This window comes from Francisella sp. 19X1-34, assembly GCF_041102755.1.
Lineage (GTDB): Bacteria > Pseudomonadota > Gammaproteobacteria > Francisellales > Francisellaceae > Francisella.
This window is the reverse complement of record NZ_JBGCTX010000023.1, coordinates 1-21,044: the sequence shown is the minus strand read 5'-3', so window position 1 is coordinate 21,044 and position 21,044 is coordinate 1. Positions and strand designations below refer to the sequence as shown.

The window sequence follows — 21,044 nt, the reverse complement described above, 5'->3', positions numbered from 1 at the left end:
TTACTGTCCAAGAAATTTAACAACTCTTGAGTGTAAAACATCCATCTCTTTAGGAATAAGTTTTGAGAAATTAATAAATCCATGCACCAAACTATCAAAATGATAATGCTGCACCTCAACATCATGCCTAAGAAGCCTCTCAGCAAACAATAGTCCCTCATCCTTAAGTGGATCATAACCTGCTGTCATAACTAGAGTACGAGGCATATCTTCTAGTTGTTTTATGTAGAAAGGAGAAATCTCTGGAGAGCGTCTATCCATTCCTTCAGGAACATATAATTCAGAGTACCACATAGTTTTTGCTTTAGTTAAGATATAGCCACTTTCAAAATCATCTAATGATTTAGTTGGCATATGAGATAGATCAACTGATGGATATAAAATAATATTATTTGCTACTTTTACTTTATCTGCTTGTAAAAGGTTATGTGTAGCTAATAGAGTTAAATTAGCTCCAGCACTATCTCCCATTAAAGTAAATCCTTTTCTTGATATACCAAGCTTCTTAGAGTGTTTAAAAACATGTTCAGCAACATATTCAACATCATTTAATCCTGCAGGGAATTTATGCTCTGGAGCTAGTCTATAATCTACAGAGAAAACAACTCTATTAGTTGTCAAAGCAAGCTTTCTACAAAAAGCATCAAATGAATCTAAAGTTCCTGAAACAAATCCTCCTCCATGTGAAAACACTATTGCCTTTAGTTTTTCCTGGGTATTAGGAGTATATACTCTAACAGGGATACTATGACCACCCTCATGAGATATCTCAATATGTTCAACATTTTCAATAGGTTCTTCCACATAGCTATATAAACTTAATGAAGCAGCAGCTTTTCTTGTAGCTTCAATATCTTTGCGATTTCCTTCGCGATCATATTTACCAATAAACGTAAGTAAGTCTTGAAGCTTTGCAGGAATTGCTTTGATACCACCATATAGGTCTGGAACTTTTTTAAGAACTTCTGCTTCTCTCGCTTTCTCATGTTTTGAGTTATCTTTTGCGATAACTTTTAACCAAGCTTTTTTACTAGGAGCTAAAGACTCAATTGGTGTAGATAGATATCTTGCAATTCCAAGTTCATGACAGTCATTTTCAGCATAAAACGGTAAATTATTCACTAACCATTTAAGTAACTTTTCTGCTTTTAAGTTATTAGTTTCTCGGATCTCTAAAACATTATACAAATTTCTAACATCATATGACCACGGCACATAATCAACAATAAAATTACAACTTATGTAGTTAAGCCCCGCTTCTCTTGCTAATGCAAACTCTGGAAAAGCTGTCATTCCAATGACACCTCCTCCCATACTTTGGAAACATTTAGCATCAATTATGGTAGGAAATTGAGGTCCTTCAATACAAACATAGCTTTGCTTAAAATGAATATCAAAATCAAACTCTTCTTTTTTCTCTCTAATCTCTTCAGCAATACTCTCTGTAATAGGCTTTGATAAAGATACATAATTTAAAAGCCCTTGTTCACAGAAAGTAAATTCTCGTAAAGATTTTGTTCTATCTATAAACTGATACGGAATTACCATATCACCAGGCTTTAATTCATCTCTTAAGCTTCTAACTGAAGATAATGCAATAATTGAAGTAGCCCCATATTTTTTTAGAGCATAAATATTAGCTTTATAATTTATCTGATGTGGTAATATGCTTTCTTCTAAGCCTGTCCTATTTAAAAATAAAGCTTCTGTACCTTCTATTTTTATTTTAAACAACCCATTTGAACATAGCCCAAAAGGAGTCTCTCTAGATAGTTCTTCTATAATCTCAAAATCATCAAAAGATTCAAAACCACTACTTCCTACAATTGCCCACATATTTATATATACCTAAAATCTTGTTTCTATAATCTTATTATCGCCGCAAAAAAGCACAATTTTAAACTTATCTCCAGCATTTACCACACCAACGCCTTTAGGTGTACCTGTCATTAACAAATCATTTTCACATATTGAAATATCACTATCTCTTAAAAACTTAACAATCTGCTCAGGTTTATACATCATCAATTCATAATTACCATGCTGAATAAGAGTGTCATTTTTATATGCTTTAAAACTTAACTTGGATATATCACTCTCAGATATCTCAACAAAATCACTAATTACAGCACTATTATCAAAAGCTTTCGCTAACTCCCAAGGTAATCCTTTAGCTTTAAGCTTAGATTGTAATTTTCTATCTGTTAAATCCAGTCCTACACCAACTGCTTTTATGTTAGAATTTTTATCAAAACTAAATACTATCTCACATTCATAGTGAATTTCTCTTTTATTTGATAGCTTCAGTGTTTTAGAAATACTTGAATTTGGTTTTAAGAAAATTACTGGATTTTCAGGGATTTCATTATTTAACTCTTGAATATGCTCAACGTAGTTACGTCCAACACATATCACTTTTGATTTTAATATATCTATATTCATAATACCTATAGCTTGAAGTCTTCTCCCAAGTATACTTTTCTAACAGTTTCATCTTCTAGTACTTCTTCTGGCGTACCAGCTGCTAGCATATTACCAGCATTCACGATATATGCCCTTTCACAAATATCAAGCGTCTCACGTACGTTATGGTCAGTAATCAATACACCAATACCTCGATCTTTCAAGTGACGTACAACTTCTTTAATTTCTATTACAGAAACTGGGTCAACGCCAGCAAAAGGCTCATCAAGAAGAATAAATTTAGGATCCATAGCTAATGCTCTAGCGATCTCAACCCTTCTTCTTTCACCACCTGAAAGTGCCATACCTAAGCTCTTACGAATATGCTGAATGCTAAACTCATCTAATAGTTCATTTAATTTTTCATCAATTTGATTTTTATTTAAATCTTTACGCGTCTCTAAAATAGCTACAATATTGTCTTCAACACTTAGCTTTCTAAAAACAGACGCTTCCTGAGGTAAATATCCTAATCCTCTTCTTGCTCTTAGATGAATAGGCATTTTTGTAACATCCTCATCTCCCATACGAACTTTTCCACGGGTTGCCGCAACTAACCCCACAATCATATAGAAAGATGTTGTTTTACCTGCACCATTAGGACCTAAAAGTCCAACAATCTCTCCTGTTGATACTTTCATAGAAACGTTATTTACGACCCACCTAGAGCCATATTTTTTACCTAGTCTTTTTGCTTCTAATGTATATTTTTCCATCTTAAACCTATAATCTAATTTGATAACACACTAACTATTCCAGCATCCTTAGTTTTTTTAGGAGCTTTGTGGTACTCAGAAATTGGTTTCAATCCTGTTTTAACTCTAGTTGCCTTTGTTACACCTTCTAATACAATGGTTGAGCGTCTATTTACACTTCCTGGGATTGAGACTAAATCATGTTTTATATCATATATAATTTTCTCGCCTCTATACTTATTATCATGTTGTATAACTTTTGCTTTTTTATCTAGCTCTAGATCCTTTTTTACTACATTATATATGATCTTCTTAGCAACCCCACCAACTGGTCCTCGAGTAATTTTTTCACTATCAACGAAGTTTGGTGAAGAGTTTGTTGGGAATGTATAAAACTGTGATCTATCTAAACCTTCTGTTTCCATAGTTAAGGTTTGGACCTTTTTATCCTTATTTAACTGTACAACAAGTTTTTGCCCAGAAATAAAGTTACACTCCTTCTCACTATCACAAAGTTTTTTAGCCTCTTCAAGCCATTTTTCTTGTAATTGAGAAAAAGAATATTTTTTATCTCTCACAAAATATTGAACTCCTTGTTTCAACACATGTGGTTTGTGACATAGAATATGCTTATGATGAATCTGCATAACAAAAACATTATCATAATAAGTTAATCTATTTTTATTTGCCTCATATACAGCTCTGTCTGAGCAAATGGTTATTGGACCATATTCTTTGAAAACATTATCCGCAGAATCATCTTCTTTTTCATTTGCAGTAACATTATCCTCTTTTTCAATAGCACTAGAGTTAGTAGAGCTAATAGCAAACGAAGTATTAAACAATGAAAATAACCCTAGAGCTACTAGCAATAATTTAGCTTGACGCATAGTAGCTCCTTACATCTTGGTTAAGGTTAATAACTTTTGAGTCTGCATTACCTTTAACTCCAATACCAGTTGTATTATTGCCTGTTTTAGGATCATACATCTTAACAAAATTATTATTATAGAAATCTTTTGTTTGACTATTATAATACATCTCTGAAGTTTTTATATATATCTTATTTGGTGAGTATTTACTATCATCCAGTGAAGTTGGTTGCTTTTTATTATCTGCTTTTTTCTTCAAATACATAATAGCATTGACTCCATCATACAGATGTATCAAATTCTCATTAGTTTCTTTACTTGAAAACCCATGCTTTGATTTAACTTGCCATGTTTTTTTCTCTGTTTCTTTATTGTAACTTTTCTCAATAAGATTAGTCATTCTAACATCTTGGTTAGTATATTGCTCTAGCTTTTCAGAAACAAAGTTTGTTTTTAGATCGCCTTGTTTATCATACTCATTATAGTGAAAATTATAAGCAGTTAGTTCAACCCTACTTTTAATTTTTTTCTTTGCACTAGGGCTTATACCACCTTCAAGAGCTTTATAACTTATATAAAGTATCGATACAACAACTACAAAAATAGAAACAGTATTTGCAAAGAAAGAATATTTAGTAAAAAACTTCATTATATTTTATTTTACTCCTCCAAACTCAACAAAATCCTTAAGCACTTTATCATAAAGGCCTAAATGCTTCATTAAGTATTCACAAAACTCACGTACAGCCCCATCACCACCTTTTTGATGACAAACATAGTCAGCATAGTTTTTTACTATATCAACAGAGTCTGCTGGAGCTGCTGAAACTCCTACTTTATTCATTAAAACTATATCTGGCAAATCATCTCCAATATAGGCAATATCATCATCATTAAAGCCATATCTTTCTTTTAATATATCATAAGCTTTTAGTTTATTCTTTTGTCCTTGAAATATATCATCAGAAGATAAACCTAAGCTTGCTAGTCGGTCAGCTACAATTTGTGAGCTTTTACCAGTTATAATAGCAACTTTCAAACCAAGCTTTTGTAATAAAACTAGACCTAAACCGTCTTTGACATTAAAGTTTTTATACTCATTACCATCATTAGAAATAATTATCTTGCCATCAGTTAATACGCCATCAACATCAAGTATTAATAATCTAATATTTTTTGATTTATTTGTTTTCATTTATCTGACTTAAATAAAATATCTATATACAATCAAAGATATTATCATAAATAAGAAAAGACAAAAATATTAAAGGACAAAAGAGTTTAAGTTTATTAACCCTTTTACAAGAAACAGAGAAATAAGAGCTTAAATCTACGATTAGAAAATTAGTATTTAAGAAAAAGTGCGCTAGTTAAAACAAGCTTTGATATAACTATTTATAATTTTTAACTGATTTTTCGATTTCTTTTCTTGCAAAATCAGCATTATCCCAACCATCAACTTCTACCCACTTACCAGAATCTAGATCTTTATAATGAGTAAAGAAATGTTCAATTTTACGTTTTAAAGTTTCAGGAATATCTTGAATATCATTAATATGATCATATTCTTTAGTCAGCTTACGGTTTGGTACTGCGATAATCTTTGCATCAACACCACCATCATCTTCCATTTTAAAGACTCCCACAGCTCTACAGTTTATAACACAACCAGCAACTAAAGGATATGGTGCAATTACTAACACATCAATTGGATCACCATCATCATATAATGTATTTGGTACAAAACCATAGTTAGCTGGATATCTCATTGTAGATGACATAAATCTATCAACCACAATCATATTACTGTCTTTACAGAACTCATACTTGATTGGATCACCATCTTGAGGTATCTCAATAACAACATTAAAATCATTTGGAATATCTTTTCCACAAGGTATATTTTTTAGCATCGTAATTTCTCCTTTATTTTTGCTAAACTATAGACACCTGATACACTATGTGAGAGTCTAACACAAAAACCTTTGTATTTATATTATATAAATATTAAAATAGCCGAATATTGATTTAACAAAATATACTACGCTTTAAATAAAATATTAAAGAGGGAATAATATGAATTTAAAAAAAATAGCTTTATTAACAGCTAGCTTAACAACATCTATAGCTATTGCAGCTCCAAACATCTCTGCAAGTTCTGACCCTTATTTTAATGGTGTCGGCGGCGTAAAACAAAAAGAAATTATAGTAAAACCTGTAAATATCCAACTAGATGCTGCTGCATGGGTAGCGATGGACTATCGCACTGGTGATATAGTGAGCCAAAAAAATATGGATGTTAGAAGAGAGCCAGCTAGTTTGACTAAAATGATGACATCTTACATAGTTGCTAGTGAGATTAAAGCTGGAAACCTTACATGGAATACGATGGTTCCAATTAGCCAAAAAGCAGCAAGTACTGGCGGTTCAAAAATGTATGTAAGAGCTGGTGCTAGAGTTTCTGTTAAAGACCTTGTAACAGGTATGGATGTAGTTTCAGGAAATGATGCAACTATTGCTCTAGCTGAATACATTGGTGGTACTACAGAAGCATTCACAGACCTAATGAACCAAACAGCTAAAGCTATCGGAATGAATAATACTCACTTTGCAAACCCAGATGGTTTACCTGGAGGAACTCAATACACTACTGCTCATGATATGGCTCTACTAGCAAGATCATATATATATAACTTCCCAGAAGCATATAAAGTTTATGATGATAGAGGCTTAGTTTGGAATGCAACAAAACAAGTTTCTGTAAGTATTGCAGATCGTAAACAATGCCTACCTAAATTTGATCGCTCTAATGGTGAAGTTATGCAAAGCTACACAGCTAGTGGTTTAGATGATTCTACTAAAGCTAAGTGTGATAAACTATTCCCTAAACGTGATAATTTTGTATTACAAAATAATAGAAACAAACTACTATTTACATTTGAAGGTGCTGATGGAATGAAAACAGGGCATACTACTGCTGCTGGCTACTGCCTAGTTTCTTCTGCTAAACAAGATGGTGAAAGATTTATATCTGTAGTTCTTGGAACAGATAGTTCTGCAAAAAGAGTTAATGAATCTGCTAAACTATTAAATTATGCTTTAACAAAATATCAAAATGTATTGTTATATAAAGCAAACTCACCTGTAACAATTAGTGCAAATAGTATTCCTAATGCAAAAGCAGGACAAAAAATAACTGTTACTTCAAGTCAAAATATCTATAAAACAGTTGCTAAAGCTTATATCCCTCATCTAAAACAAGGTATCGAGTTTACTCCTGGACTTAAAGCTCCAATATCTAAAGGGCAAAGAGTAGGAAATCTTGTGATTACAGTTGGTGGTTTAAAAGAGAAAATTGCAAGTGTCCCAGTAGTAGCACAAAATGACATATCTCAGAAAGGCTGGTGGTAATTAGTAATCTAAATAAGGAATAAATAATGTCTGACAATAAAAACAAAGAAACTTTTTTTGAATTTCCTTGCCAGTTTCCAATAAAAATAATGGCAAATCCTCAAAAAGCAACTGTTGAATTCATTTTAAGTATTTTTGAAAAATATGTACCAAATCATAGTGAAATAGACTTCAATACAAAAGAAAGTAAAACTGGTAAATACATATCAATAACAGCTATTTTCACAGCAGATAGTAAAGAGCAGCTAGATAATATATATAAAGAAATTTCTAGTCACCCAGAAGTGCATATGGTTCTATAATCTCATTAAATAATAAGCAAAATTATCATGCAAATCCAACAAAAAAATCTTGGTTTACAAGAATACTCCCAAGTATTTAAGGATATGATTGAGTTCACTGCAAATCGTACTGAAAATACTAGTGATGAAATATGGCTTGTTGAGCACCCAGCAGTATTTACTCAAGGTAAACATGGCAAACCTGAACATATTATTAACCTGCATAATATACCAATAGTAGAAACTGATCGTGGAGGTCAAGTCACCTATCATGGTCCTGGTCAGGCTGTTATATATTTTCTACTTGATGTCAAAAGAAATAAGCTAGGAGCTAAAAAGCTTGTCTCTACTATTGAACAAGCTTGTTTAAGCATGCTAAAAAAACATTATAATCTAAATGCTCATACTATAGAAAATGCTCATGGTATATATATAAACAATAAAAAAATTGCTTCCTTAGGGCTTCGAGTCAAACAAGGAAAAACCTATCATGGTGTTGCTATAAACACAGATATGGATCTAACTCCATTTAGCTATATTAATCCATGTGGATATAGTGGTTTAGAAATGTGTCAAATTAGTGATTTTAAGAGCACAAGCGTAACAAAAGTCCAGAAGCAATATTTAGAAGAGTTTCTGAAGCTTATTTAATTAAGAATATTTTTCCCACAACTCTTTTCTAACTTTAAATAAAAGTTCTCTTGATCTTACTTTATCACCAAAAATATCGTATTTAATTTTAAGTTTCGCAGCATGCTTTGCAATCTCATAAATATTAACGCTAAACGTTCCTTTATATTTTTTAGAATCAACTTTACCTTCTATAAGAGCTCTTTCATCAGTAATTATCTTTTTAGTTAAGGTAATATTTTTATTATTTTTGAACAAATCTAAAACTGCATAACTAACCTGCTCAACAGAATAATCAAAATTTTCAGAATATGAGGCTTCTTGCTCAACAGCATATGGTATAAACAAGCAGCTATTAAGAGCTAATAGATATGAAATAAATAAAAATAAGTACAATACTTTTTTCATACAAATCTATCAAAACATTAAGCCAAGTATAACTATAACTTAACATAGAATAATTAATAAATCTATAATGTTACTTTATCGACTAATGTATATTCTTTGCATACATCTAAAAAAGCCTTAGCAGGACGTGAAAATTCACTATTTTTATTATAAATACAAGCATTACTAATATATAACTCATCCATTGTTAATGGCAGTTCCTTAAGCTTATCTGAAACCATGTCTTTAGTAACTATAGACCAGCCAAAACCTGCCTCAACAAGCCTTTTAATCATTTCTAACATATTGATATTACTTAGCATTGGAGAGCTTAGTCGATATTTATGTATTAGTGAAGATAATGCAGCATGATGTTTATTACCAGCACATGGAGATAGAATGGGTATATTATTTAATCTCTCTAACATGCTACCAGATTGCTGCCAATAATTATGATCTCTAGCAATAACTGCAACAAACTGTTTTTCTTCAAAAACATAGTATCCTATACTTTTAGGCATATCATCATTAATCGTTATTAAAGCTATCTCTGTCTCTAATGAATCTACCTTTCCAATAGCTACTAGCGAAGATGTATAATCAAACTTAATATCTACTTTAGGATACTTATTTGCATAATGTTTAAGTATTTGTGGTAAAAAAACTAAGCCTACCTGATAACTACAAGCAACTGTTAGCTCTCCAACAACTTCATTTTGAAAGTCCTGTATTTTTCCTTCAAGTCTATTAAAAGCATTCATAAGATCTATCGCATAAGGTAAAAGTGTTTTACCTGCTGAAGTAAGCTGAGCAGTAGCTCCTTTACGATGAAATAACTTATTATTTGAACTACTCTCTAGCTGAGCTACTCTTTTAGTAATCGTAGGCTGAGTTATAAATAGTTTATTAGCCGCTGCTGTAAATGACCCAGTATTAACAATAGCAAGAAATGCTTGTATATTCTTTATAGATTCCATTTATGAATAATTATTATAAATTTAATTCATTTTATCTATAGTTTACTCTTATATATAATAATTTCATAATTAATCTTAAATAAAAATTATGACAAAGTTATGATAATTCTTTTAATATATCTTATCTGTGGCATCATCGTAGGCACTCTCTCTTCATGGATTGGTGCAGGTGGTGGTGCTGTTATTATTCCTGTAATGTTATTAGTCTGTAAATACCAAGGTATGTCTAACGAAATCTCGATTCATCTAGCAGTATCTACTTCTTTGGCCTTCATTATGATTAATGCTTTTTATAGTTCTTACAAACATTATAAACATGGACATTTAATTTTAAATATTCTTAAAAATGCATTCCCAGCTATTATAATAGGTGCAATATTAGGCACTATAATTAGCCAACTTATGTCAGCAAGAGTTATTGAAACTATATTTGCGATTCTTTTAATAGTAAGTCTAGTTAAAACATTTAAATTTAAAAAGAATATTGCGAAGTTAGAGGTAATCCTACCTTCAAAGATATCTTGTATATTTCTTGGCTCAACTGCTGGTCTACTTTCGAGTATCGTTGGTATTGGCGGCTCAAGCATAGTAAATCCATATATGAAACATTATAATTACCCAATGAGAAACTCTGCTGCGATGGCCGGTGCTATAGCGCTTCCTACTGCTGCAATAGCAACTGTTACAATGTTAATATCAAGCTATCATGCACTTGGACTTCCAAAATATAGCTTTGGTTACTTATATTTTCCAGCTTTTTTGGGGCTATTAGTTGGCTCATTTATTGGTGTACCAATAGGGGTTAGGATCGTTAAAAGATGCCCTGAAGCGATATCTATATGGTTATTTAGATTGATTTTAATATACGTAATTATCGATATGCTTATATAAGTTTCAGATATGATTTGCATTTAGGAAATAAAACTGTCTTTTAGTATAGTTTTAAAATCTATAATTTTCTAAAAGAATTTAAATAAAGATAAAAAGTTAATAGTAATTAATTAGAAATTAGATTAACTATATTTATTAGTTCCTGGAATATAAGTACAACTATAAGAAAGTTTTCAAAAATGCTGATCTAGATGGATGCTTAAGCTTTCTAAGAGCCTTTGCTTCGATCTGTCTAATACGCTCTCTCGTCACATTAAATTGTTTACCAACTTCTTCTAATGTGTGATCTGTGTTCATACCAATACCAAAACGCATCATTAGAACTTTAGCTTCTCTTTCTGTTAAGCCAGTATCGATAAGCTCTTTGATAGCTTCTCTTAAGTTTTCTAAGTTAGCAGCCTCTATTGGGGAGTAATTATTTTTATCCTCTATAAAGTCTCCTACTGTAGAGTCCTCATCATCACCAATCGGGCTTTCCATAGAAATAGGCGTATGTGAAATATTTAGAATCTTTTTAAGCTTATCTTTAGTCATATTTGGAGTATATTCGATAATCTCTTCTTCAGTGGCTTCACGACCTTTCTCTTGTAAGATTTGACGCTTAATTCTGTTAACCTTGTTGATTGTTTCAATCATATGAACAGGTACACGAATAGTTCTAGCTTGATCAGCAATTGAACGAGTAATAGCCTGACGAATCCACCAAGTAGCATAAGTAGAAAACTTAAATCCTTTACGATAATCAAATTTATCTACTGCTTTCATTAGACCAATATTACCCTCTTGGATAATATCTAAAAAGTGTAAGCCTCTATTTGTGTATTTTTTTGCTTCTGAAACAACTAGTCTTAAGTTTGCTTCAATCATTTCTTTTTTAGCTTGAGTGATTTTCGCTTCACTTTTGGAGATTTCAACGTTAACATTTTTAAGCTCTGAAATATCCATCATCATCAAGCTTTGAAATTGATTAATCTGCTTAGTAAGATTTTGAATTTCTCGGATAATATTATCTGTGAATCTATATTTTTTAGTTAGAGGCTCAAGCCAATCAATAGAACCGATTTTATATGCTTTTAAGAATTCAGCTCTAGGGGTTTTTGCTCTATCAACAGATAATCTTAAAATTTTTCTTTCAAACTCCTTAACACGAGCATAAGGAAGTCTAATGTAATCTACTAACTTTTGTAAATGAGAAGTTGAAAGTCTTAAACATTCAAATTCTTTAATAATCTTGTTATAAAGTTTCTTAGAAGGTTTTTCTTGATACTCATCAAACAACTTCTCAAGATTAGTAAAAAACTCATAAGCTCTTTGAGTGTCAATTTTTTCATCATGATCGTCTTCAGCAACTTTCTCTTCAGCTGTTTGCTCATCACTAAAACCAGCCATAATTTCATTAAAACGAATATATTTAGCAACAGGATCTTCCTCTATATCCTGAGAAGACATATAATCTTGAGCTTTTTCTTCTAATTCACGAAACCTTTCAATATATGTTTTTACAACTATAGGATAACTTAAGATTGTACTAAACACCTCTGTTGTACCCTCTTCTATTCTAATAGCAATATCAGTTTCACCTCTTTTATCTAGAAGGTCAACTATACCCATTTCACGCATATACATACGAATAGGATCTGATGTTTTACCTCTTAAATCATCAAGATTTGCTTCACTTACTTTTCGTTCATCTTCTTCTTCTATTTCAGGAGTTCTATCATAAACATCAATACCTGCATCAACAAGTATTGCTTCTATCTCTTCATATTTTTTTGGATCTTCAGAAACATCTCCAGGTAAGGCATCTAATATATCTGCTCTGGTTAAATAACCTCTTTCTTTACCATCAATTATTAAATCTTTCAGATCTGAGAGTAAGTCTTCTCTTGTCATCTAATACTCCAATAGATTATTATTTATTTTAATTATTCAATTTAGAAAGTAGATATTTAATTTCCATTTGTTGAAGCTCTGTTCTAAATGGCAGATCTTTCAAATAATTAATTCTCAATTTTCTACTTTCTTTTTCAATTCTTTTTAAATCTTTTAACATCTGATTACAGTAATCTTCGCCATCAGATTTTTTGCTAGTATTATTAATACCATAGCTTAATAATTCAAAGAAGTACTCTCTGTAGTCAGGATAATCCTCTGCCAATAGCTGTATAAGTATAACAGCCTCTATTTCATTAGATGAGTCTTCTTTTAAAGTTTTCAAGCTTTTTATTAAAAAATCAAGATTTTTCGTTACTGGAAAAATCTCAAAATCGTTATTTTGATATAAAATACGAAAATCTACAATATTTACAAATAATTCTGCAAGTAATTTTTCTTCAAGTCGTAAATTTCTTGAAAGTTTTTTCTGCTTAACATTATTGGAGCACATACCTTGTAGACCTTCATAAACATTATGCCTACGTATTTTTAATAACTTTTTAATCTGCTCAGTTTTTATACCTATCTTTTCTGCTATTGTTGCAATAATACTCTCTGAGTAAATATTATCATCAACATCAGATAAGAAATTTTTTAAATCTTCTATTACTTCCGCCTTAGACTCCGCTCTACGAAGGTCTTTACCATTTATAAAATTTGTTATTAAAAATTCCGCAACAGGTAAGGCATTATCTAAAATATTTGTAAATTCATCTAAACCTTTACTTTTAATAAAATCATCAGGATCTTTACCATCAAGTAAAGTTAAGATTTTTAACTTTTTATTACCATCTAATATAGGTAAAACTATCTTAATTGTTCTAAGAGCAGCTTTTTGTCCTGCGGAGTCTCCATCAAAACATAAAACAACAGAGTTTGTTTCTCGAAAAAGGATCTTCGCATGATTTTGCGAAAAAGCAGTCCCCAACGTAGCAACAGCATTATAAAAGCCATGTTGTGCTAGACCTACTACATCCATATATCCTTCGACAACTACTAAGCTTTGGATTAAATTTTCTGGATTTTTCTTTTTATACTCTCGATATTCATATAAACCATATAAGATATTATTCTTTTGGAAAACTATGGTTTCTGGTGAATTTATATATTTAACACCATCAACATCATCTATAACCCTAGCTCCATAAGCAATTACATTCCCTTGAATATTACGAATAGGAAACATAATTCGACCTCTAAAGCGATCATAGACATTTCCTTTATCATTCTTTATTGCTAATCCTGTATCTACTAAGATTTCCTCTGTAACTTTAGCCGATCTAGCAAGCTGTGTTATATTATTCCAGCCTTCTGCAGAATAGCCTATACCAAAGATTTTTGCTAAACTAGAATCAATCCCTCTTTTTTTAAGATAGGCTATGGCTTTATTTTTTGTCACTGAATTGCCCAAATTCCAACGATAATATTTTTGAGCAACTTCTAAAAAACTAATACATTTATTATACAGCTGCTCTTTTTGTATGTCCTCTTGAGAGTAGTTCTCGTATTCAACTGGTTTGCCAACTATTTCTGCTAGATTCTTTACAGCATCTATAAACTCTAAATTATTAATTTTTTTAACAAAAGTAAGAGCATCTCCTGATTCTTGACAGCCAAAACAATGAAAAAAATTTTTACTTGGTGTTACAAAAAATGAAGGTGTTTTTTCATTATGAAAAGGACAGCAACCTTTATAGTTTTTACCAGATTTCTTTAAATTGACATATCTTGAGACGACATCAACTATATCAGCACTAGCCACTAGCTCTTTTATAAAACTATTTGAAACTCTTTTTGCCATACTGATGTCAGGAGTAAATATTGTTAGACTAAATTAGATTTTACTATAGCACTAACTTTACTCATATCTGTTCTTCCTGCTAATTCTTTTTTTACATTTGCCATAATCTTGCCCATCTCTTTCATAGATGTTGCTCCTACAGCTTCAATAGCTTTTTGAACAATTGCTACAACTTCTTCGTCACTAAGTTGCTTAGGCATATATTTAGTTAGAATCTCAATCTCTCTTTTTTCACCTTCAGCTAGCTCAGCTCTATCAGCTTGAATGTATTGATTGTAAGAGTCTTGTCTTTGTTTAATCATTTTTGTAATAACTGCTATTACAATCTCATCTGTAATGTCTATTTTTTCATCAATCTGCTTTTGCTTAATAGCAGACATAGCCATACGGATAGTTGTTAATCTATTTTTATCTTTAGTTTTCATTGACTCTTTCATATCAAGAGTCAATTGATCAAAAATTTGTGACATTTTAAAAAAGAATTCCTAGTGAAAGATGAGAGCTTTACGCTCTCGAGGTGGTTTAAATAAAAAAACTATCTTCTAGCCATCATATTGCTCTTATGAGCTCTTTTAACAGCTGCAGCTTTTTTTCTTTTGCGTGCCCAAGTTGGCTTTTCAAAGTACTCTCTACGGCGTAGTTCAGATACTATTCCAGCTTTCTCACAAGATCTTTTGAATCTTCTAAGAGCAACATCAAAAGGTTCTCTTTCTTTAACTCTAACGCTTGGCATACTCTCTCACCTCACTTAAAATGCCAGTTTATCAGTTATCAAAAAACTAAGGGCTTATGCCCACGATAATTTTTACAGATAGCGATTATATCATATGCCCTTATAAATACAAGTCTTGGTTTTATAGCCAAACTGAGGACTAAATGTATAAAAAGTGAACCAAAACTTATAATGTTCGCCTGTATTTATATCATATAAAATGCTATTATCTGAAGTTAATATTGTTTTGAAAACTATACGGACTAAAAGTTTTGCATAAAAGAACTAAACTATTAATATTGCTATCTCTATTTACTATATCTATTACTAGTACTTTTGCTGCTACTACACGTAGTGAAATTCAATATCTCGTAAAAAAATATGGTTTAACAAATGCTAAAATAGCTATAGCCACTCAAAGAACAAATTCAGGTAAGGAACTATACTCTTATGCAAAAAATAGAGCTATGATACCAGCCAGCAACAATAAACTTTTTACAATAGTTGCAGCTCTTTTTACACTTCCTAGTGATTTTAGATTTGTAACGTCTGTAAACTACCCTGCAGATAGAGTAAAAAGTCATACTCTATATAGCGATATGTATATTAAATTCTCAGGAGATCCTTCTTTAACAGGAACACAGCTTGCAAAACTTATTAAAAGAATAAAAACAGAAAAAGGCATAGATAAAATAACTGGCGATATATACTTAGTAGGAGTATTTTCTGGACCATATGTTCCACAAGGATGGTCAAAAGAAGATAGTTCTTTTTGCTATGGCGCCCCAGCATCTAGTTTTACAATGAATAGAAACTGTACTGTTATTAAATTAGCAAAAAATCCAAATAGCTTATCTACAAGAGTCATAAAGCTAAGTAATGCCAGTAATATAACTATTGAGAATACCACAAAATATACAAGTGCCTCTAGAGCAACTTTTATTTATATGGATGATAATAATGTTGTACATATTAGTGGATACCTATCCAGAACTGCAGAAAGAATGTTTGAATTAGCCATAAAAAATCCTGCTTTAAAAACTCTAGATACTATAAAAGACTTTTTAAACACTTATGGAATAAAGCATGGTAGGATTTCCATAGCAACAAAAGTGCCTAAAGGATATCCTGTACAACTTTCAACATCTTCAGCAACAATTGGCTATATAATCGACGAAACACTTAAGCGTTCAGATAACCTATATGCGGAGACAATCCTAAATACTGTAGCATTAAAAAAAACAGGTATAGGATCAACTAAGTCTGGAATCGAAGCTGTTCAGAATATTATATATAATAAGCTAGGCTTAGATACATCAGCATTAACAATGTATGATGGCTCAGGACTTTCACAACTTGACAGAGTATCTCCAAACTTCATAGTTAACTTTCTGACTAAAACTTTTTACAGCTCTGTTGGAAAAAAACTATACCATTATTTGCCAACTTCTGGGATGAGTGGTACTATCGCATATAGAATGGGAGGTAAATTATTAGGTAAGGTACATGCGAAAACAGGGACTCTTTCTGGAGTATCCATTTTATCAGGGTATGTTCTAACTGCAAAAAATCATCGCATAACATTCTCGATAATGCTAAATGACTTAAAGCGCTCAGATCGCTATAATGCTCGTAGATTCCAAGATAAAGTAGTAGGTGTTTTTTATAGGTATTTATAATGAAGAAAATAATCAGATTAGCAGGTGTAATTTCAACTATCGCGATCCTAGGATCTTGTACAACGGCACAACCTAGAAATATAAATAATGCTTGTAGTATTATCCATCAATATCCAGACTGGTATTATGACATGGTAGACTCTTATGATCGTTGGGGAATTCCTCTAAATGTGCAAATGGCTTTTGTAAGGCAAGAATCTTCCTTTAGAGCAGATGCTAAACCTTCGATGCAGTACTACTTTGGATTTATCCCTAAAGGGCGAGCTTCGAGTGCTTATGGTTACTCTCAAGCATTAGATGGTACTTGGGCTCATTATAAAAAACAAACAAAACAAACATTTGTATCTCGATCCAATTATGCTGATGCTGTTGACTTTATTGGCTGGTATCTAAATGATGTTCATAATAAAACAGGAATCAGTAAAACAAATACTTATGATCTATATCTGGCTTATCATGAAGGTATTGGAGGTTACAGACGCGGTAGCCATAGAAATAACTCTTTCTTAAAAAATTATGCTCGCAAAACTGCTGATGTTGCTAGAAAATACTCAGCACAATTAGAAAGCTGCGAAATACCACGTAAATCATTACTATCATATATTTTCTAATCATAAGGTAATCAAATGAACTCAAAACCATTTAAAATTATAACCAGTGTTCGCTGGTCAGATACGGATAAAAATGACCATGTTAATAATGGTAAATATTTTGATTATTTTGAAGAAGCTCGAACAACATGGGCTTATGAAAATACAGGTCTAATGAATTGGGCTAAAGAGAATTCTATTCAATTAGTAATCACTGAGCAAAGCTGTAAATATATATTAGCTCTTCAACATCCAAATAAAATAGAAGTCACTCAATATATTTCTAAAATAGGTGCTGCAAGCATTGAGTTTGATTATGAAATAAGAATTCTTGGTGATGATAAGCTAGTTACTAAAGCAAAAGCTAGACTAGCATGCTATAACACAAAGACATCTAGACTACAAAAACTTCCAACAGACTTAAAACAAAAACTTCTGCAAAAAAATGACTGACACTAATAAACAAAATCTAAAAAAACTTGAAAAACAAATTCTTAGAAAAACTGCTCAGGCAATTAACCAATATAATATGATTGAAGATGGCGATAAGATAATGATCTGCTTATCAGGAGGCAAAGACTCTTATTGCCTGCTTGAGATGTTAATACTACTACAACAAAAAGCACCTATAAAATTTGATATAGTTGCTGTTAACCTAGATCAAAAACAGCCTGGTTTTCCAGAGGAAGTACTACCAAACTACCTAAAATCAAAAGAAGTTGACTTTCATATTATTGAAAGAGATACATATAGTGTTGTAAAAAAAGTGATTCCTGAAGGTAAGACAACTTGTGGGCTATGCTCAAGAATGCGCCGTGGCATATTATATGACTTTGCTGAAGAGAATGGTATAACAAAAATTGCCTTGGGCCATCATAGAGATGATATTATTGAAACATTCTTTTTAAATATATTTTATAATGGCACTATTAAAGCAATGCCTCCTAAGCTTCTAAGTGATGATAAAAGAAACATAGTAATTCGCCCTCTTGCTTTTGTTAGTGAAAAAGAAACAACTCAATATTCTGAGCTTAAAGACTTTCCAATTATCCCGTGTAACCTATGTGGCTCTCAAGATAATTTGCAAAGAGTATTTATAAAAGATATGCTAAACCAATGGGAAAAGAAAAACCCTGATAGAAAGAATGTAATATTTAAGGCTCTTTCAAATATATCTCCATCACAAATGCTGGATAAAGAGCTTTTTGATTTTTTTAATATTTCAAAAAATGATATACAAAGATAGACAAGGAGAAAACATGAATCTAAAAAAAATAATGGCTCTTACGGCGTGCTCACTAATAGGCCTAACCGCTACTGCATATAGTGACACTCAAGAATCAACAGGAATAAAAATTGGGCCTCAAGCTAGCTATACTGTAGGTTATCAAATTGGTTCAGGAATAGCCAATCAAAATTTTGGTATAGATAATTCAAAAGCAGCAGAAGGATTTGAAGATGCTTTAAAAGGTAACAAACCTAAGTTATCAGAAGATCAAATCCAAAAAGATATGCAAACTCTTAAGAATGAACTGATCAAAAAACAAGTTAATATAGCAAAACAAAACAAAGATAATTCAGAAAAATTAATTAGCGAAATTTCAAAAATTGATGGCATAACTAAAGTAGATGATGGTGTTTACTATCAAATGATAAAACAAGGCAATGGTAAAAAACCTAGTGCTGATAGTAAAGTAACAATTGCATATGATGGAACTACTCCTGCTGTTGTTTATGCTAAAGATAGTCAAAAAGCTATCAAAGCAATAAAAGATGGCAAACTTATAGGCTCAAGTTTTGATTCAAGTAAAGGCGTTTCATTCCCTCTTACAAATCTAATCCAATGTTGGAAGGATGCTATACCTCAAATTCCTACAGGCTCTACAGTTATACTATACTGTGCTCCTGATACTGCATATGGAACAAGAGCTCCTGCTGCTATAGGTCCAAATCAAGCTCTTTCTTTCAAAATTACTCTGAAGAGTTTTAGCTAGAAACTATTTCTTAATTATTTTACCTATTTCAAACTACATTTATAAGCTAGTATCTTGTAAAAAATCCAATATTTGCTTTTTAAGCCATTGGTGAGTCTGACTATAATCAATATTACGATAAAGCAATTCAAAATAGAATTTCTGTGATATAAATGGGAGTTGGAATAACTTAAGAGGAAAAAATGCGAGAAGAGAGCATGCATACTTTTTAGGTACAATAAGGAGTAACTCTTTTTCATATGCTAATTGTGCTGCACAAAAGGCATCAGATACAGTAATATAGTGCTTTCGACTTACTCCATTCTTACGTAGCATAATATCAGTTATTGTCTCAGAGTAATTATTCATATATGATAAAACCACATGCTCAATATTGACATAAATTTGCTTTTGTAAGACTACTTTTTTGATTAAGTTCATTTATTCCAGAAAGACAAACAAAGCTCTCTTCCAAAAACATCTCTCGATGATATATTTTTGGTATATTAGAAAAAGCCCCAACAAAAAAATCAAATTTTTCTTGGTCTTTTATTGATATACTATTTATATCAGTAATATTTTCCAGTGATAACCTAATATTGGGAGCTTTTTCTTTAAGCAAAGTATAAAGTTGTGGCAACAATAATGAACTAATGCAACTATGAATCGCAATTCGATATTCACCATGTAATTGCTCAGGGTGTAATACGTTAATATTTAAATTAACAATTTTTTGCATCGAATCTATCATACTCTCAAGCTGTGGTTTAAGTTGTTGAGCTTTATGAGTTAATGTCATTTGTTTTTCTTTATGATTCTGAATTAAAAGCTGATCATCAAAATCTATGCGTAACTGTTTTAAAGCTAAGCTTACTGCAGGCTGTGTAATAAATAAGGCTTTACTAGCAAGAGTAACATTTCGCTCCTGTAATAGTACATGAAGTGTCACAAGCAGGTTTAAATTAAGCCTTTTAATATTCATGCTTAAACTTAAATTAACATATAAGTAATACTTATGAAGTATAAATTAAAAATACTTATTTTACTAACTAATCAACTTTTCTTATACTCAAATAAATCTAATTTTATATTTATTTATTAGGAAACAATGAGTCAATCACTACCTGAACAGCATCCAATCAAAGGCGCTTCTTTAGCACTAATAACTTTCTTTCTACTAGCCCTAACAGGAGTAGCAGTTAAGTTTATTGGCTCTAGTTTAAGCACATGGGCTATTGTATTTTGCCAAAATGTAATTTGTTTAATTTTATTATTACCTAGTTTAAAGAGTCACAAACAAGTTATATCATTAAAAACAAATAGATATGGATTATTATTCATACGTGCTTTAGCTGGAGTATTAACCTACTTTTTTGCATTTATGGCAATGAAAACTATTCCTTTAGTAAATGCTATATTATTATGGAATACTGCTCCACTTTGGGTACCTTTTATTCTCTTACTTATTTTAAAAGTGCGCTTACCTTGGTACGCTATCATTTCAGCCATAATTGGTTTTATTGGTATTATATTTACCCTACATCCTGAGAGCAGCTCTTTTAATATAATAGGAAGTATATATGCTATTATTGGTGGTTTTTTATTTGCAGTGACTATGGTTGCTAATAGACAATTAATACATACTGAGCCACATTTACGTATATTATTTTATTAGGTTCTGTGCACAAAAAATATAAATTAGATTGAAAATAGCTAAACCGTTGTTATTTAAAAGTTGAAAGACAGT

Annotated in this window: 25 protein-coding genes; 10 read left to right on the top strand and 15 right to left on the bottom strand. The window is 31.4% G+C overall.

Annotated features, from left to right (window positions below; translation table 11 throughout):
- From AB8E56_RS05205 to ppa, 7 genes are all read right to left on the bottom strand, one after another.
- Entirely contained in the window at nt 1–1,836 is a 1,836-nt protein-coding gene (locus tag AB8E56_RS05205; RefSeq protein WP_329478723.1) for an alpha/beta hydrolase fold domain-containing protein, read from the bottom strand.
- A 12-nt stretch (nt 1,837–1,848) separates the two neighbouring features.
- On the bottom strand, nt 1,849–2,442 hold the full coding sequence (locus tag AB8E56_RS05200) for a fumarylacetoacetate hydrolase family protein (protein WP_329478721.1): 594 nt from the start codon (nt 2,440–2,442) through the stop codon (nt 1,849–1,851).
- 5 nt (nt 2,443–2,447) lie between these two features.
- On the bottom strand, nt 2,448–3,179 hold the full coding sequence (gene lptB, locus AB8E56_RS05195) for an LPS export ABC transporter ATP-binding protein (protein ID WP_329478719.1): 732 nt from the start codon (nt 3,177–3,179) through the stop codon (nt 2,448–2,450).
- A 14-nt stretch (nt 3,180–3,193) separates the two neighbouring features.
- Nucleotides 3,194–4,048, bottom strand: coding sequence for an LptA/OstA family protein (locus AB8E56_RS05190; RefSeq protein WP_329478717.1), 855 nt, complete (start codon nt 4,046–4,048; stop codon nt 3,194–3,196).
- Nucleotides 4,035–4,679 carry an LPS export ABC transporter periplasmic protein LptC gene (gene lptC / locus AB8E56_RS05185; protein ID WP_329478715.1) on the bottom strand — a complete coding sequence of 215 codons (645 nt, stop codon included), beginning with the start codon at nt 4,677–4,679 and terminating at the stop codon, nt 4,035–4,037. Before lptC ends, AB8E56_RS05190 begins: the two co-directional genes overlap by 14 nt.
- A gap of 6 nt (nt 4,680–4,685) precedes the next feature.
- On the bottom strand, nt 4,686–5,225 hold the full coding sequence (locus AB8E56_RS05180) for an HAD-IIIA family hydrolase (RefSeq protein WP_329478713.1): 540 nt from the start codon (nt 5,223–5,225) through the stop codon (nt 4,686–4,688).
- Nucleotides 5,226–5,421: 196 nt separating this feature from the next.
- The gene (ppa, locus tag AB8E56_RS05175) at nt 5,422–5,943 is read right to left on the bottom strand and encodes an inorganic diphosphatase (RefSeq protein WP_329478712.1); all 522 of its coding nucleotides are present in this window, start codon (nt 5,941–5,943) and stop codon (nt 5,422–5,424) included.
- A gap of 163 nt (nt 5,944–6,106) precedes the next feature.
- On the opposite strand from ppa, the gene AB8E56_RS05170 reads away from it, so the two are divergent.
- Genes AB8E56_RS05170 through lipB form a run of 3 tightly spaced genes read left to right on the top strand, consistent with a single transcriptional unit; the run spans nt 6,107 to nt 8,373 of the window.
- The gene (locus AB8E56_RS05170) at nt 6,107–7,441 is read left to right on the top strand and encodes a D-alanyl-D-alanine carboxypeptidase family protein (protein WP_329478710.1); all 1,335 of its coding nucleotides are present in this window, start codon (nt 6,107–6,109) and stop codon (nt 7,439–7,441) included.
- A 26-nt stretch (nt 7,442–7,467) separates the two neighbouring features.
- Complete coding sequence (locus AB8E56_RS05165) at nt 7,468–7,743, top strand: DUF493 domain-containing protein (RefSeq protein ID WP_329478709.1); 276 nt, start codon at nt 7,468–7,470, stop codon at nt 7,741–7,743.
- Between the two features lie 24 nt (nt 7,744–7,767).
- Nucleotides 7,768–8,373: a lipoyl(octanoyl) transferase LipB gene (gene lipB, locus AB8E56_RS05160; RefSeq protein WP_329478745.1), complete on the top strand. Its 606-nt coding sequence runs from the start codon at nt 7,768–7,770 to the stop codon at nt 8,371–8,373.
- Here the strand turns inward: lipB and AB8E56_RS05155 are convergent, their stop codons facing one another.
- Nucleotides 8,374–8,760 (bottom strand): DUF3568 family protein, encoded by a 387-nt coding sequence (locus AB8E56_RS05155; RefSeq protein WP_329478707.1) that lies wholly within the window; start codon nt 8,758–8,760, stop codon nt 8,374–8,376.
- A 62-nt stretch (nt 8,761–8,822) separates the two neighbouring features.
- Entirely contained in the window at nt 8,823–9,716 is an 894-nt protein-coding gene (locus AB8E56_RS05150; RefSeq protein WP_329478705.1) for a LysR family transcriptional regulator, read from the bottom strand.
- Nucleotides 9,717–9,815: 99 nt separating this feature from the next.
- Between AB8E56_RS05150 and AB8E56_RS05145 the strand changes: the two genes are divergently transcribed.
- On the top strand, nt 9,816–10,607 hold the full coding sequence (locus AB8E56_RS05145) for a sulfite exporter TauE/SafE family protein (RefSeq protein ID WP_329478703.1): 792 nt from the start codon (nt 9,816–9,818) through the stop codon (nt 10,605–10,607).
- Between the two features lie 159 nt (nt 10,608–10,766).
- Here the strand turns inward: AB8E56_RS05145 and rpoD are convergent, their stop codons facing one another.
- The 4 genes from rpoD to rpsU all read right to left on the bottom strand — a co-directional run bounded on the left by rpoD (nt 10,767) and on the right by rpsU (nt 15,076).
- Nucleotides 10,767–12,500, bottom strand: coding sequence for an RNA polymerase sigma factor RpoD (gene rpoD, locus AB8E56_RS05140; RefSeq protein WP_329478701.1), 1,734 nt, complete (start codon nt 12,498–12,500; stop codon nt 10,767–10,769).
- 28 nt (nt 12,501–12,528) lie between these two features.
- Nucleotides 12,529–14,343 carry a DNA primase gene (dnaG, locus tag AB8E56_RS05135; RefSeq protein WP_329478699.1) on the bottom strand — a complete coding sequence of 605 codons (1,815 nt, stop codon included), beginning with the start codon at nt 14,341–14,343 and terminating at the stop codon, nt 12,529–12,531.
- A gap of 23 nt (nt 14,344–14,366) precedes the next feature.
- Nucleotides 14,367–14,813 (bottom strand): GatB/YqeY domain-containing protein, encoded by a 447-nt coding sequence (locus tag AB8E56_RS05130; RefSeq protein ID WP_329478697.1) that lies wholly within the window; start codon nt 14,811–14,813, stop codon nt 14,367–14,369.
- Nucleotides 14,814–14,878: 65 nt separating this feature from the next.
- Nucleotides 14,879–15,076, bottom strand: a complete 198-nt coding sequence (gene rpsU, locus AB8E56_RS05125; RefSeq protein ID WP_072712428.1) for a 30S ribosomal protein S21 — start codon at nt 15,074–15,076, stop codon at nt 14,879–14,881.
- Between the two features lie 251 nt (nt 15,077–15,327).
- Between rpsU and dacB the strand changes: the two genes are divergently transcribed.
- The 5 genes from dacB to AB8E56_RS05100 are packed head-to-tail and all read left to right on the top strand — an operon-like array spanning nt 15,328 to nt 19,318.
- Nucleotides 15,328–16,734: a D-alanyl-D-alanine carboxypeptidase/D-alanyl-D-alanine-endopeptidase gene (dacB, locus tag AB8E56_RS05120; protein WP_329478693.1), complete on the top strand. Its 1,407-nt coding sequence runs from the start codon at nt 15,328–15,330 to the stop codon at nt 16,732–16,734.
- Nucleotides 16,734–17,345 (top strand): transglycosylase SLT domain-containing protein, encoded by a 612-nt coding sequence (locus AB8E56_RS05115; RefSeq protein WP_329478691.1) that lies wholly within the window; start codon nt 16,734–16,736, stop codon nt 17,343–17,345. The genes dacB and AB8E56_RS05115 overlap by 1 nt, the downstream gene beginning before the upstream one ends.
- 15 nt (nt 17,346–17,360) lie before the next feature.
- Nucleotides 17,361–17,777: a thioesterase family protein gene (locus AB8E56_RS05110; protein ID WP_329478689.1), complete on the top strand. Its 417-nt coding sequence runs from the start codon at nt 17,361–17,363 to the stop codon at nt 17,775–17,777.
- Nucleotides 17,770–18,570 (top strand): tRNA 2-thiocytidine(32) synthetase TtcA, encoded by an 801-nt coding sequence (gene ttcA / locus AB8E56_RS05105; RefSeq protein ID WP_329478687.1) that lies wholly within the window; start codon nt 17,770–17,772, stop codon nt 18,568–18,570. The genes AB8E56_RS05110 and ttcA overlap by 8 nt, the downstream gene beginning before the upstream one ends.
- A 13-nt stretch (nt 18,571–18,583) precedes the next feature.
- On the top strand, nt 18,584–19,318 hold the full coding sequence (locus AB8E56_RS05100) for an FKBP-type peptidyl-prolyl cis-trans isomerase N-terminal domain-containing protein (RefSeq protein WP_329478685.1): 735 nt from the start codon (nt 18,584–18,586) through the stop codon (nt 19,316–19,318).
- 39 nt (nt 19,319–19,357) lie between these two features.
- Here AB8E56_RS05100 and AB8E56_RS05095 read toward each other — a convergent pair whose 3' ends face one another.
- Both AB8E56_RS05095 and AB8E56_RS05090 read right to left on the bottom strand, forming a co-directional pair.
- Nucleotides 19,358–19,666: a hypothetical protein gene (locus tag AB8E56_RS05095; RefSeq protein ID WP_329478683.1), complete on the bottom strand. Its 309-nt coding sequence runs from the start codon at nt 19,664–19,666 to the stop codon at nt 19,358–19,360.
- A gap of 19 nt (nt 19,667–19,685) precedes the next feature.
- Nucleotides 19,686–20,279, bottom strand: a complete 594-nt coding sequence (locus AB8E56_RS05090) for a LysR family transcriptional regulator (RefSeq protein WP_329478681.1) — start codon at nt 20,277–20,279, stop codon at nt 19,686–19,688.
- 126 nt (nt 20,280–20,405) lie between these two features.
- Between AB8E56_RS05090 and AB8E56_RS05085 the strand changes: the two genes are divergently transcribed.
- Nucleotides 20,406–20,972 (top strand): EamA family transporter, encoded by a 567-nt coding sequence (locus tag AB8E56_RS05085; protein WP_329478679.1) that lies wholly within the window; start codon nt 20,406–20,408, stop codon nt 20,970–20,972.
- Nucleotides 20,973–21,044: the final 72 nt, after the last annotated feature.